This is a genomic window from Dokdonia sp. Dokd-P16, from assembly GCF_003095655.1.
Classification (GTDB): Bacteria; Bacteroidota; Bacteroidia; order Flavobacteriales; family Flavobacteriaceae; genus Dokdonia.
Map to the genome: position 1 here is coordinate 603,208 of NZ_CP029151.1, position 13,357 is coordinate 616,564.

14 protein-coding genes are annotated in these 13,357 nt (G+C 35.4%); 7 read left to right on the plus strand and 7 right to left on the minus strand.

Annotation, left to right across the window (positions count from 1 at the left end):
• Nucleotides 1–3: 3 nt before the first annotated feature.
• The 3 genes from DCS32_RS02760 to rlmB all read left to right on the plus strand — a co-directional run bounded on the left by DCS32_RS02760 (nt 4) and on the right by rlmB (nt 2,406).
• Nucleotides 4–714 (plus strand): hypothetical protein, encoded by a 711-nt coding sequence (locus DCS32_RS02760; RefSeq protein WP_108876882.1) that lies wholly within the window; start codon nt 4–6, stop codon nt 712–714.
• Between the two features lie 191 nt (nt 715–905).
• Complete coding sequence (locus tag DCS32_RS02765; protein ID WP_108876883.1) at nt 906–1,637, plus strand: DUF6503 family protein; 732 nt, start codon at nt 906–908, stop codon at nt 1,635–1,637.
• 34 nt (nt 1,638–1,671) lie between these two features.
• Nucleotides 1,672–2,406, plus strand: coding sequence for a 23S rRNA (guanosine(2251)-2'-O)-methyltransferase RlmB (gene rlmB, locus DCS32_RS02770; protein WP_108876884.1), 735 nt, complete (start codon nt 1,672–1,674; stop codon nt 2,404–2,406).
• Here rlmB and DCS32_RS02775 read toward each other — a convergent pair.
• The gene (locus tag DCS32_RS02775) at nt 2,401–3,156 is read right to left on the minus strand and encodes a rhomboid family intramembrane serine protease (RefSeq protein WP_108876885.1); all 756 of its coding nucleotides are present in this window, start codon (nt 3,154–3,156) and stop codon (nt 2,401–2,403) included. The genes rlmB and DCS32_RS02775 overlap by 6 nt on opposite strands.
• A gap of 99 nt (nt 3,157–3,255) precedes the next feature.
• Here DCS32_RS02775 and DCS32_RS02780 point away from each other — a divergent pair, with 99 nt between their 5' ends.
• Nucleotides 3,256–4,533: a replication-associated recombination protein A gene (locus DCS32_RS02780; RefSeq protein WP_108876886.1), complete on the plus strand. Its 1,278-nt coding sequence runs from the start codon at nt 3,256–3,258 to the stop codon at nt 4,531–4,533.
• A gap of 7 nt (nt 4,534–4,540) precedes the next feature.
• Here the strand turns inward: DCS32_RS02780 and DCS32_RS02785 are convergent, their stop codons facing one another.
• From DCS32_RS02785 to radC, 6 genes are all read right to left on the minus strand, one after another.
• Nucleotides 4,541–5,371 (minus strand): hypothetical protein, encoded by an 831-nt coding sequence (locus DCS32_RS02785; RefSeq protein WP_108876887.1) that lies wholly within the window; start codon nt 5,369–5,371, stop codon nt 4,541–4,543.
• A gap of 7 nt (nt 5,372–5,378) precedes the next feature.
• Entirely contained in the window at nt 5,379–6,785 is a 1,407-nt protein-coding gene (locus DCS32_RS02790; RefSeq protein WP_108876888.1) for a DUF5723 family protein, read from the minus strand.
• A 1-nt stretch (nt 6,786) separates the two neighbouring features.
• Nucleotides 6,787–7,308, minus strand: coding sequence for a hypothetical protein (locus tag DCS32_RS02795; protein WP_162533582.1), 522 nt, complete (start codon nt 7,306–7,308; stop codon nt 6,787–6,789).
• A 95-nt stretch (nt 7,309–7,403) separates the two neighbouring features.
• Entirely contained in the window at nt 7,404–8,087 is a 684-nt protein-coding gene (locus DCS32_RS02800) for a YjjG family noncanonical pyrimidine nucleotidase (protein WP_013751301.1), read from the minus strand.
• The gene (locus DCS32_RS02805) at nt 8,080–9,363 is read right to left on the minus strand and encodes a polysaccharide deacetylase family protein (RefSeq protein ID WP_108876890.1); all 1,284 of its coding nucleotides are present in this window, start codon (nt 9,361–9,363) and stop codon (nt 8,080–8,082) included. The genes DCS32_RS02800 and DCS32_RS02805 overlap by 8 nt, the downstream gene beginning before the upstream one ends.
• Nucleotides 9,364–9,377: 14 nt before the next feature.
• Entirely contained in the window at nt 9,378–10,091 is a 714-nt protein-coding gene (gene radC / locus DCS32_RS02810) for a RadC family protein (protein WP_013751299.1), read from the minus strand.
• 197 nt (nt 10,092–10,288) lie between these two features.
• Between radC and DCS32_RS02815 the strand changes: the two genes are divergently transcribed.
• The 3 genes from DCS32_RS02815 (at nt 10,289) to DCS32_RS02825 (ending at nt 13,291) form a co-directional block, all read left to right on the plus strand.
• Complete coding sequence (locus DCS32_RS02815; RefSeq protein ID WP_108876891.1) at nt 10,289–10,906, plus strand: MarC family protein; 618 nt, start codon at nt 10,289–10,291, stop codon at nt 10,904–10,906.
• A gap of 34 nt (nt 10,907–10,940) precedes the next feature.
• Entirely contained in the window at nt 10,941–12,104 is a 1,164-nt protein-coding gene (locus DCS32_RS02820; RefSeq protein ID WP_108876892.1) for an ATP-grasp domain-containing protein, read from the plus strand.
• A 116-nt stretch (nt 12,105–12,220) separates the two neighbouring features.
• On the plus strand, nt 12,221–13,291 hold the full coding sequence (locus DCS32_RS02825; protein WP_108876893.1) for an L-dopachrome tautomerase-related protein: 1,071 nt from the start codon (nt 12,221–12,223) through the stop codon (nt 13,289–13,291).
• Nucleotides 13,292–13,357: the final 66 nt, after the last annotated feature.

The window sequence follows — 13,357 nt, forward strand, 5'->3', positions numbered from 1 at the left end:
ATTATGAAAATTATCATTTTATCCGCTTCTTTTTTATTTTTAGGTTTATCTAGTAGTAAAGCAGTTTCACAAATTGTTACTTCTAAAACACAAACTGGATTTTCTGCTCAAGCTAGACAATATAACACACTACAAATTCAGCGCATTATTGCATCTGCAAATGAGTTTCCCGATTTAAAAGAAATACAAGGATCTCCATACTACACTGAAAATTTTGTTATGAGCAATATTTCTTTAGATGATAAAGTTCTCGATAGAGAATTGACAAGGTATAATGCCTATTCAGATGAAATGGAAATACCTGGTCCTGGTGAGGAAACACTTGCTATCTTAAAATTTGAAGGTCAAACTATTTTAACTCCAGAAGTAAAGTTTACCTGTCGAAAAAAAATAGGTGATAATCTTGGATACTATATTTTACATGGCTCAGCAGATGACGTTGAAATTTTGGAATCAATAGAAAAAGTTTACGACCAGGGTCGCAAGGCGCAAACAAGTCTAGAAAGAGAAGTGCCAGCTTCATTCAAGGAGAGGAATAAATATTTTCTATTTGATACTAAAGCAAATAAAATGACAGAGATTAAATTGTCTTCAAAAAGAAAACTTAGTAATGAACTACAGAAAATAAGACCAGAATGGAAAGAATCTGTAGCCGAGTATAATAACAAAATTAAAACTCCATCAGACTTAATACAAGCACTAAATAGGAGATAACTACAATTATTATAAAGACAAAGTACATAAACTTAACTAAGTCCAGTGAACACTAATTCACTGGACTTAATTTATTAAATTGCATCTTTCTTATTAAAGTAATAAAATTAACTAGTGGGAGTTTAATCTATTCAAGGACATAAATGTTTACACGTCATAAAAAATCAAATAAATCATTATTCACTCTATTAATGATCATAACATTATTTGCATCATGTAAGAATGAAAACAAGACCCTAGATGTAAATACAGATCCTTTAGAGTTATTTGATAAACTACTAGACAATTATGGAGGCTCTAAATTTTGGACTAGTACATCGACCTTTAATTATGGAGATATTTATTACACGGCTCTACGTAATAATAATATCCTAGAATCGTCTATGTCAATTAATGGAGATGGTAAAAATTATTTAGCCACTTACAAAAATGGATTTAGTGAATATTTTATCGATTCTATTCCTCAAAATGACAACAATTATAAAAGTATCTTCATAGACTCAAAACTTGATGCATTCATTTATCTTCTATCGATACCTCATTCATTAAGTGGTACTGACGTAGCTCTTAACAATAAAGACAACGTATTGATAAAAGGAAAAAGTTATAACGTTTTACATGCTAAATATAAAGTAGACCCAAATCAAACTGGTGATGAGTTCTACCTATATATTGACACTGATGAATTAAAAATAAAATTTATAGCATACCACTATAAGCTTTCTGGAGCAATGAACAAGTTTAGAGCATATGACAATTTCAGAATTGAAAATGGAATTGTTTTTACTGATTATGATGATTACATCTCGTCATCACCAGAAACCCCTCTAGAAGAATTCTACAAATTATTTAATGAAGATAAATTAAAATTAAAAGATAGTGTTGCTCTTACGAATATAGAAGTGACTCCTACAAAACTTTAAGCAGAAAATGATTATTTAAAACTATCTTTGCACTATGCAAAAAGACCTACAAATCTTTGGTACTCGTGCCATCATAGAAGCTATACAAGCTGGTAAAGAAATAGATAAAGTTTTCCTTCAAAAAGGACTTCATAATCCTTTATTGAGTGAACTCAATACACTCATCAAAAAGAATGGTGTACAGACTTCTCATGTACCTATTGAGAAACTTAATAAGCTGACTCAACAAAATCACCAAGGAGCCATTGCAGTAGTAAGTGCGATTTCATTTTATGATTTTGAAGAACTTGTAAATGCTGTTGTAGAAACTGAAGCTGCTCCCCTATTTATATTATTGGATCAATTATCTGATGTAAGAAATTTTGGTGCCATCATACGTACTGCAGAGTGCACTGGTGTACATGGTATTATTATTCCTAAAAAAGGTGGCGCACCGGTAAATGGTGTTGCTATAAAAACTTCGGCAGGTGCTGCTTTTAATATTCCTATTGCAAAGGTTGATCACATCAAAGATGCTATTTATTACCTACAAGGATCTGGTGTACAAGTAGTGGCTGCGACTGAAAAGACTGAGACTACTTTATTTGAAACAGACTTTACTTCACCTACCGCTATAGTAATGGGTCGTGAAGATAGTGGTGTATCTCCTGGGGTTCTCAAAATTGTAGATAAGCAAGCAAAACTCCCTCTTAAAGGCTCTATTGCTTCATTAAATGTATCGGTAGCCTGTGGTGCTTTTCTTTATGAAATAGTTAGACAACGCTCATAAATCACCTTTTTCAGGTGTTTTATGTTCTTTAAACTCATAACTTATCACAATAGTTTCTGTTTCCTCATCTGGATCAATTTCTGGAGGTAACTCAAAAAAGTTTCCATTTTCATCAAACTGCTGCATGAATGGATCTTCATCTGACACATAATCGGGTTTTTCCCAGTTGTATGTGAGTGGTTTTGGCACGCTTTCGCGAAAGCATAACGCAACCAATCCTCCGGCTATAAATCCAGATAAATGTCCTTCCCAAGATATAGTCTCACTAGTGGGAAGTGTTCCCCATATCAGACTACCATAAAGAAAGACAACTATTAATGATAGTGCAATAAGTCGAAAGTGCTTTGCTAGGATTCCTTTAAAGAAGAGAAAAGAAACTAGCGCATATATCACTCCGCTCATTCCGATATGGAAAGAGTCTCGACCTATTAACCAAGTACCTGTGCCGCTTAAAAGAACAAGAAGCAAAAGAACACGCCAAGATATTCTCCTATAAAAATAAAACAAGGCAGCACTTAGCACTAATAATGGAACAGTGTTGTGCCATAAATGTTTAATTCCAGAATGAATAAATGGTGAGAAAATCACACCTCTTATTCCCGATACAGTACGCGGTTTTACACCCCACCTTGTGAAGTCTAACCCAAACTTTATTTCTACCCAAAATATGATCCACATCACGAGCACAAATAACAATGGATACACTACGACCCCGTTATAAAACTTAAAATAATCTGCTTCTTTGTTCATAATACTGTGATTATCTCTTTAACTGCAATTTAACGCCCACATGTGAAGTAGATGTAATATTGTCACGAAAGACCTCATCAAAATAGCTATTTTTGTACCATGAATACTCCTCTTGCAGAAAGGTTACGCCCTAAAAAATTAGAAGATTACCTCAGCCAGCAACACCTTGTAGGTCCTAACGGATCATTACAGCAGGCGTTAAAAGCAGGTATTATTCCGTCGCTTATTTTATGGGGACCTCCAGGCATAGGAAAAACAACCCTCGCTACTATTATCTCTGAAGAGTCTAACAGACCCTTCTACACATTGAGCGCAATAAACAGTGGCGTTAAAGATATACGCGATGTTATTGATAAGGCAAAACAAAGCGGAGGGCTATTTACTCAGAAGAATCCTATTCTTTTTATAGACGAAATTCATAGATTTTCAAAATCTCAGCAAGATTCACTACTAGGAGCAGTAGAGCGTGGCTGGGTTACCTTAATAGGTGCCACTACAGAAAACCCTAGTTTTGAAGTTATTCCCGCATTGCTATCCCGTTGTCAGGTATATATACTGAAACCTTTTGACAAGAAAGATTTAGAATTATTACTTAATAGAGCAATTAAAGAAGATAGTATTCTCAAGAAGAAAGATATCACACTTAAAGAAACGGAAGCACTACTGTTCTTAAGTGGAGGAGATGCTCGTAAACTGCTCAATATATTTGAACTAATAGTGACTACAGAGCCTCAAAAGGAGGTAATTGTTACCAATGATATGGTCCAGTCTAAAGTGCAACAAAACATTGTGCGTTATGATAAAACCGGAGAGCAGCATTACGATATAATTTCTGCTTTTATAAAATCAATACGAGGAAGTGATCCTAATGCGGCAGTTTACTGGCTTGCCCGTATGATAGAAGGTGGAGAAGATGTTAAATTTATTGCTCGCCGTCTTATTATAGCAGCTTCTGAAGATATTGGGAATGCAAATCCTACGGCACTGGTAATTGCTAATAATTGTTTTCAAGCAGTAACTACAATCGGGTATCCAGAAGCACGTATTATACTCAGTCAGTGCGTGACTTACCTTGCCACCTCACCAAAAAGTAATGCCTCATACCTTGCAATTGGAAAAGCGCAGCAGCTAGTAAAACAAACAGGAGATCTCTCTGTACCACTTCCGTTACGTAATGCTCCTACCAAATTAATGAAAGAAATAGGGTGTGGTGATGATTACAAGTATTCACACGACTTCCCAGGTAGTTTTGTAAATCAAGAATTTATGCCACCTGAAATAAGTGGCACTAGGTTTTATGAACCAACTAATAATGCAAGAGAAAAAGCTTTACGTGAAAGCTTAAAAGAGAAATGGGGTTCTAAGTACGGATATTAAAATTGTCCTACTTTTTTATAAAAATCATCTCGATAGGATCTGCAATACCTTTTATTACACGTTCCACAATAAGTCGTCCTTCCTTTAAATATCCTTTACCAGTAAATTGCGTTGTCTTAACTTGAAAAGGAGCATCTACATTTACATTAGTCACCTCACCTATTTTTTGAGAATTTTCAAAAAACTGAATAGATGAACCAGCGGTTAGTGCCTCATAAGCGCCATCTGTACTCACATAAGATTGTACCGCTAACACAGCATTTTTGGCAAGTGACTCATTACCTACTTGCTCTTGACTAGAAGTAGTAGACTTAACCATGTTATCTACCTCAGGAGTTTTATTTACTGTAGGTTTTTCAACATTTTCTGTCATAGTAGGTTCTTCCTCAACTACCACAGTGTTATTTTCCTGATACGTATAATTAAGCTCTTCAATAGATTCAAAAGCTCTTCTTAAAGCTTCATGATAACTTTTCTTATACTCTTTGAGCTTGCTAGAACCTTCTTCTGAAACAAAGACTACGGCATCATTACAATCTAATAATTTCACTTGCAATTTGGTTCTTAGCATTCCTGAAGATTCTACAACATCTGCACGAAGCGTATTACAACCGTTACGTTTGTAATCTAGCGGAAGATTACTTGCCTTTTCCACATAAGCTTCAAACCCATACTTATTGAAAAGAAATGTAGTTAAGCTATTCAATTGATATTGATCTTTTTCATTTAAAAAATCGAATTTCTCTGGGACAATGACGTATTTATAATCATTTACAGATTGAGATATTAAAGAAGATCCTATAAATACAGTAAATAATAAGCTAAGTAATAATTTCATTTTGGGATTATTTGTTATTGAAGACTAGCTGCATTCCAAGTTGCAAACTAGCGCCTCTAGCTTTTGCTAGATTTGTATATTCTAATAAATTATCTGCAGCAAGATAGAGATTAAATTTATCAATTTTTGCACTCATTAAAAGTCCTATGTTTTTACTCGAACGTTTGTCATAAGTATATGTAACTCGGGATAGCAACTTATTGCCCCACTGTTTTTCATAGTAACCCGTAAATGCTGTTTGAAAACCTCTAGGCCTTTTTACACTATATAAATGAGCACCTACTCGATTTTTATAACTTCTTTTTAATTGTGATATACAATTACAGGCCTCTCCCCTATCCTCTCCAAAGGAATACTGTATAGAGCCATTTATTTTTAAGGGACGCCAACTTGTATAAGGATTAGACAAGCTATCTTCAAGGGTAACTGCATCCTCAAACTCATCCTCTAGCTCCTGCCAGTATGGAGTAGTCTCGACACCTTGTAAAGAACCGGGAAATTCAAGCTCAATACCACTTGTCTCGTAATTTCCTATCGCACTAAAATTTCTCACATCTCCTTTATGCTTTACAAAACCAATATCTATAAGACTTCCTGTAACTGTCCATTGATCATTGAGAAAGTGTGTAAATCCTATGTCTAGCCCCATGCCAATATTATCACTTAGGAAAGCATTACTAACGATTTCCCCAACATCAGTAGACTCCTGATCATCAAATAATGATGCAATTCCAGACGTGTTAACTCCTAGTCTTGCATTACGAAGCTGATGACTATAAAAATTAGGCCCCTCCGGTGTGCTTCTAGTGACAAAGGTTCCAGTGTTATCTATACTATTTACATTTGCTACGCTCATATAGACTTTGGCTCTTATTCCTAATTGCCAAGAGTCATTTACTTGTTTCTGTAATCCAAAGTGATATACAGAGAGTGACTCTGCTGTAAATGAAAGATCAGAAAAGTCAAATGCCTTATCAATATAGTCTGCATTACCTCTATAGGCTAGCACTGCGATATCTTTAGGAAAGTACACAAGTGCATCTATCTCATGATACAAACCTCCAGAGTAATAAATCTCAGATTTTCTTGACCTCCACCCAAAAGATAAAATCTCTAGCTGCTGATTTAAGCTAAAATAATCCTTATTATCAAGCTCGGCGATGGCAATATCAATAGAGGTATTAATATCACGATCTGACCTAAAGAGGTCATAAGCACTTACTCCAGAAGATCCTACCTCAACAGAAAAGCCTGATAAAAGTGGTATACCTATATGTTTATCAAAATTAATAACGCTTGCAGGATTACTTAGTAGTGACTGAGGCAACTCTTGAACATTATACAAAAGTTGTCTGTTTTGTGCAGACAACATATTATATGATACTAGAAAGATTATAATTGCTAGTATGCGCATACTAAAGATCTGAAAGTTCTAATGAATATATTGCTTTACTCTGCAAGGTTAAAATTCCCTCATTTACAACTCCATTAGTAAATAATGTCACTTCATTTACTAGCTGTATGGAATTTCTAATAGCTTCTATATCGTTTTCAGAAAGAATTACTTGATACCTTGTAGTAGCTATCTCCCCATTTTGTGATGCGGTTATAGGAAAGCTCACTTCATATTGAATAGCTCCAGTATTGTCTAAAAATAAAGATCTATTTATAAGAGCACTATCAAATGTATTATCAGAACGATATGTGAGCTCTATTTCTTTTAAATTTTCTTGGACCACATTATCATCAAGAAACTCGAGTCTAGTTGTATCTCTCACAACTAACTGAGCAGTATTTATATTTGCAGTTTCAAAATCTGAAGCGTTGAGGGTAAAGAAAACAAGGTCTGCATCTATTTTTGGAGTAAGAACAACCTCATCAATACGATCTAGGTCTATATCACTTACACAAGAAGTAATTAATAATAGCTGAAGCACTACTACAATAACAAATTTTAACCGTCTATAATAACCCATATATGATACGTATTATGCCGTGAATGATTAAAACGATAGTTACGCATTTATTATTGCTATAAATGATCTCTAAGCTGAATGATACTATTGACTTCTTTTATTCCCTGCGGTAATACTAGTTTGTGGTAATTAAAACAAATAGCATCCATACCTACATTAATAGCACCTACAACATCTGCTTCATAAGTATCGCCTATCATAATGCTACTACCGGCTGTTGCGCCTGCCTTTTCCATAGCTACATGAAAAATTTTAGGATTTGGCTTTTTCACATTGGCAGACTCGCTAGTGGTCATGGTTTTAAAATAAGGTGCAAGACCTGACTTTTCCATTTTAGTAGTTTGTACTTCTTGAAAACCATTAGTAATAATGTGCATCTTATAATTAGGCGCTAGATAATCTAGTAGTTCTATAGTTCCATCAAATAGAAAGTTATTCTCTGGTAGGTGATTAATATAATCATCAGAGAGTCTATCGATAATATCATCTGTCACAGAGATACCCATTTTATCGAAGGTTTTTTTAAACCTTCCGTAGCGCAGTTGTGCTTTTGTAATGCGCTCTTCTCGATACCATTTCCATTGCTGGAAATTTATAGGGCTATAAACTTCTAAGAACTCGTCGTAATTAATAGACAGATTGTTGAGTTCAAAAATTTTGGCGAAAGCCAAACCACTATTACGGTCAAAGTCCCACAATGTGTGATCTAGGTCAAAAAAAATATCTGTAATGTTAGCCATTTGCTAGTAAGTGTCTAAAGAGTTTTTTACTGTAAATATCATCAAAGGAAGCGTTAGAAAATGAAATTCTAAACACGCCTCCCATGCTTTTAAGGCGATCTTGTAACTCCTTGAGAAGTACAAAATCAATAGTATGGTTTTTATAATTTATAATTGCATCAGACTGCATACACACGGGATTTATCACTAGTGGCGTCTGGATTTCATAATCGAGATCATAGTATAAAAATGATTGCGATGTACCTGCTCTAAAGCCTATAATCCCATCATATCCCATGGTAAAATCTTGTTGAATCTCTTGATCTAACGCATCTCGATATACGTGTGGCAAATTCAATTTAAAATTTGAGATATGTATACTGCGCAACGGTCTGTGCTCTATTTCTTCAAGACGCTTACGTTCTAAACCTAAAGAAACCTTATCACGTGCTGCTTGTGGTGAAACCAGCAGACCTACTTTACAATAATCTCCCACCATTTTTATGGTGCTTTGAAAACTGCGCTTAGAATGCTTTATATTCTTCCCGTCCTTACCATAATCTCCTACTTGAAAAAATACCTGAAAGAGACACTTCTCATTTTTTTGCACATTTGTAAGCCACCCAAAAGTGTCATAAGGATCTTTACGAGCGCCTACTAGAACTTGGGTGCGCTTTAAAATTTCGCGTAAGCGTAATTTACCTATATCTCGCATATAACCACCTAGCATACGCAACACGCCTAGCTTTCTATATTTAAAAGCTTGAGGTACGGTAACCATCATGTGGGTATGATAGGTACTATCCTTTAATTCTATTGCCGGAAAACTATTTACTAATACCGCAGCAAAACGATGTATCCAGATATCAATGACTGGCTGCTGTAAAAAACCATGCATTCCCGCCAGACTCTCTGAGGCAGGAAAGCGTCCTAACTCATCTTTTACATGTGGCAAATACTCTTCATACCTACTTAACAAGTAAAATGTTGCAGCAAAAATATCATAAGGAATCTCTGTCGTTGCTTCTCTTATTTGGAAAAAGCACGGAACTCCATCCCAGTCTTGCACACTTACATCCATAGAGAGCACTCCTTGATCAAAGAGCAAGTCTGTACTTCTTATGTGAAGTTCGTTACCTAATTTTTTGTTGGTATATGAAAGTTTAGGCCCCTCGTGAGCGATAAAAGCTTCTAGCTTACTAGTGAACTGCACTGGCACTCCAAGAATACGCGTACATATATGCTTGAATGTATATGAAACACGAGGTGTAATTTTATGCGTATAAACGAGTAACATGAGGCAGACAGTGATTATAGAATGCCGTCATCGGCAAAGCTAAAATACTGCTTTTCGGTCACAATAATATGGTCTAAGACTTGGATATCTAGACTCTGCGCAGCCGTTTTTAGTTTGGCCGTAAGTAACTTATCTGCCTGAGATGGTTTAAGAGTTCCAGAAGGGTGATTATGTCCTAAAATCATACCGACAGCACTGAGTTCTATAGCTGTTTTCATGACTAACCGCACATCAACTAATGTTCCCGTAAGTCCGCCTTTACTCACTTGTTCCTTGCGTAGCACCTTATTTGAATTATTTAAAAAAAGCACCCAGAATTCCTCATGACCAAGCTCTCCTATTATAGGTTGTAAAATTTGATAAGCATCTTTTGAGGAAGAAATACGCTTTCGCGAAAGCGTCTCTCCACCACTTCTCCTTCTCCCTAGTTCTAGCGCAGCAGCAATAGTAACTGCCTTTGCCTCTCCTATTCCTTTAAATTTCATTAAATCTTTTACCGAAAACTTACCTAGCTCTGAAAGATTATTCTCAGCTTGTGAGAGAATGCGCTTACTTAGTGCAACTGCGCTTTCTTCACGAGATCCAGAACTTATTAAAATAGCGATTAACTCTGCATCAGATAATACAGATCGCCCTTTAATCATCAATTTCTCTCGGGGCCTATCATCTTCAGACCAATTTTTTATAGAAATATAGGAAGCTGCGTCTGTTGATGTTTTTATTGCCATAAGCCCTAAATATAATGCTTTAGTCTGAATATCTGCATCTTAGCAATAAATCAACATCAGTTTATATTAGGATTACAAGTTCTAAAAGCAGTCCACTTGATAATACAGACACCTTATATTATTTAAAAGGGTCTTACAATTTGAGAATATGAAGAATGAGAAAATAGTACATTTACATTTCATTAATAAAGCGACAAATGTCTGAAATCATCACTTCCATTTTCTTCATTTTTGCAGTGATCGACCCTATAGGATCTATCCCTGTATATCTAGAAGCTACAAAAGAATTTGATTTACGTCACAAAAAGAAAATTGCTATTAGAGCTTCTGTGATAGCATTTTTAATACTCTTATTTTTTATTGTGATAGGGCAGCTCATTCTTGAGGGTATGTCTGTATCCTTAAATGCCTTCCAGATTTCTGGAGGTGTCATACTATTTCTATTTGCGCTGACTATGATTTTTGGCGATGGTAAACCAGAGGAGGAAAAAAGCAAGATTACAGATTACAAACACGTTACCATTTTCCCTATTGCGATACCATCTATTGCTTCACCTGGGGCAATTATGGCAGTAGTTTTAATGACAGATAATCACATTTACTCCATACAAGAGCAGTTTATAGCTACAGCGCTCGTGCTATTTGTGATAGGACTTACTTGCTTGATTTTACTTGGAGCAAATAAACTTCAAGAACGCATAGGTAACTACGGGATTACAGTCATTAGTAAAATAATGGGACTCATCTTGGCCGCATATGCTGTACAAAGTATTTTAAGCGGAATAAGTGCTTATTTTGGAACCGCTACGGCTTAAAGTTTAATTAGAATTCCTCACAATAACCATCATTATGTTTTTAATAGATAAGCCATTTGCATCAGATTTTCTTATTGCGACTATAAAGGAAAATGACTATCCCATTATTGCAACTCCCGTGGCAAAGTCCATCGCTCAAGATGACACGCTTAACTGGATAGATGAGCAGGATGCGGTAGCTATTTATAAAGATAATCCAGATACAACGCTATACTCTAACTCAGAAAATGCGTTAGTATGGATAGAACAGCACCTAGGAGATAGCACACTTGCTCGCCAGATAAATATTTTAAAGGATAAAGTCCAGTTCAGAGAGCTTACTAAAAGCTTGTTTCCAGATTTTCATTTTCAAAAGCTTTCTCTAACTGATGTACATCTTCTAGATTCGGCTACCTTAAAATTTCCTTTTGTTATAAAACCCAGTGTTGGCTTTTTCAGTATAGGTGTTCATATCATTCAAGATCAAAACGACTGGGAGCAAGCAAAGAATGAGCTACACCCAGAGAAGCTCAAAAGTATTTTTCCTAAAAATGTACTGGACACCACATATTTCATTATTGAAGAATTTATTCAAGGAGAAGAATTTGCTATAGATTACTATCACAATGCAAACGGTGAGGTTGTTATTTTAAACATTTTACACCACCTATTTTCTTCTGGAAAGGACACTAGTGATCGCGTTTATTGCACCTCAAAAGAGATTATCACCATACATAGTGCTGCCATACATGAATTTCTAAACGCATTAGGACAAGAGTTACAACTCAAGAATTTTCCAGCACATGCAGAGATACGCATAGATGCTTCTGGAAAAATCACACCTATTGAGATTAATCCGCTGCGTTTTGGAGGATTTTGTACTACAGGCGACTCACTTGGTGTTACCGTAGATTTTAATTCTTATGTATGCTTTCGCGAAAGCAAAAAACCTAACTGGGACCACATATTTAAAGGCAAGGAAGATAAAGTCTTTAGCATTATCATACTAGATAATAGCACAGGCATCCCTGCCGAAGATATCAAAAGTTTTGACTACAAAAAGATAGCTGCAAAGTTTGAAAAACCAGTATTAGTAAGGCCACTAGATATACATAGCTATCCCGTATTTGGATTTATTTTTACAGAGACAAGCCTTGGTAATGAGCGCGAACTCACAGATATCTTAATTTCTGATTTAAAGGAATACGTTACTACATAACCTCAACAATATTTTTGAATTTTATAATAAGCCTAACACTTTCTATTCGCTAGGCGTGTATAGCCGTACTATCTTTGCAAGGTTAAAGAAGTACCATACATTATAAAACTCATATTATGAACAAAACAATACTATCGCTGCTTGTTATATTTTCTATTATAAGCTGCAAGAACGCTACAGAAACAAAAGAAGTAGAAGACACCCAAGAAAGCCCTGTAATCACTGAAGTAGCTTCTTTTACAGGACAACAGGTTACAGGTGTAACGGTGAGTAATGAGGGAAGAATATTTGCTAATTTCCCAAGATGGAGAAAAGGTGTAGAAAACTCTGTAGTTGAAGTATTAGAAAATAATGAGTCAGTCGCATTTCCTAATGAACAGTGGAATACATGGGAAGATGGAAAAGAAATTAATGATTCGCTTTTTGTAGCGGTGCAATCTGTAGTTGCATTTAAAGATGATCTGTATGTAGTGGATACTCGTAATCCACTATTTGGCGGAGTGATTGATAACCCTAAAATCTTTGTATTCGACTTAACGACAAACTCATTAAAACGCACCTACACTATTACAGAAAGTAGCATCCATAAAGACTCATACATAAACGATGTGCGTATAGATGCAAAAAACAATAAGGCTTACTTTACAGACTCTGGACATGCAGGACTTGTAGTTTTAGATCTTGAGTCTGGCGAATCTAAAAGAGTTTTAAATGAGCACACCTCAACACTAGCTGAAGTAAACCAACTTACATTTCCTGATGGCAGTACTTGGGAGAACACAGTACATTCTGATGGTATTGCATTAGATGTAAATAATGACATTTTATATTACCACGCATTAAGTGGTTATAGCTTATATGCTATCCCAACAGCAACACTTATTAATGGCACACAAGAAGAGATAGAAAATAGCGTGTCTTTAGTTAAAAAAACGAGCGCACCAGATGGGATGATACTTGATGATTCTGGTAACCTATACTTCGCCGACTTAGAAAATAATAAGGTGATGAAAATGGATACTAACACTAAAGAAGTTTCTACACTTATTGAGGGTGACCAAGTGCGCTGGGCAGATACCTTTAGTATTTACAAAGGTGATTTATACTACACCAACTCTAGAATTAATGAAATTACAGGTCCTCTAGGAGATATGAAATTTACTATCAATAAAGTGAGTATTGATTAAATAAATGTCATTCAATTTCACGCATTAAAAAACCGCTTTATCTTTTAAGATAAAGCGGTTTTTCTA

Excerpts from the sequence above, each read along its gene's own strand:
- DCS32_RS02775 (WP_108876885.1), bottom strand. The coding sequence starts at position 3,156 with ATGAACAAAGAAGCAGATTATTTTAAGTTTTATAACGGGGTCGTAGTG.
- DCS32_RS02790 (WP_108876888.1), bottom strand. The coding sequence starts at position 6,785 with ATGCGCATACTAGCAATTATAATCTTTCTAGTATCATATAATATGTTG.
- DCS32_RS02825 (WP_108876893.1), top strand. The coding sequence starts at position 12,221 with ATGAACAAAACAATACTATCGCTGCTTGTTATATTTTCTATTATAAGC.
- DCS32_RS02765 (WP_108876883.1), top strand. The coding sequence starts at position 906 with ATGATCATAACATTATTTGCATCATGTAAGAATGAAAACAAGACCCTA.
- radC (WP_013751299.1), bottom strand. The coding sequence starts at position 10,091 with ATGGCAATAAAAACATCAACAGACGCAGCTTCCTATATTTCTATAAAA.
- DCS32_RS02800 (WP_013751301.1), bottom strand. The coding sequence starts at position 8,087 with ATGGCTAACATTACAGATATTTTTTTTGACCTAGATCACACATTGTGG.
- DCS32_RS02820 (WP_108876892.1), top strand. The coding sequence starts at position 10,941 with ATGTTTTTAATAGATAAGCCATTTGCATCAGATTTTCTTATTGCGACT.
- DCS32_RS02805 (WP_108876890.1), bottom strand. The coding sequence starts at position 9,363 with ATGTTACTCGTTTATACGCATAAAATTACACCTCGTGTTTCATATACA.
- rlmB (WP_108876884.1), top strand. The coding sequence starts at position 1,672 with ATGCAAAAAGACCTACAAATCTTTGGTACTCGTGCCATCATAGAAGCT.
- DCS32_RS02760 (WP_108876882.1), top strand. The coding sequence starts at position 4 with ATGAAAATTATCATTTTATCCGCTTCTTTTTTATTTTTAGGTTTATCT.
- DCS32_RS02785 (WP_108876887.1), bottom strand. The coding sequence starts at position 5,371 with ATGAAATTATTACTTAGCTTATTATTTACTGTATTTATAGGATCTTCT.
- DCS32_RS02780 (WP_108876886.1), top strand. The coding sequence starts at position 3,256 with ATGAATACTCCTCTTGCAGAAAGGTTACGCCCTAAAAAATTAGAAGAT.
- DCS32_RS02815 (WP_108876891.1), top strand. The coding sequence starts at position 10,289 with ATGTCTGAAATCATCACTTCCATTTTCTTCATTTTTGCAGTGATCGAC.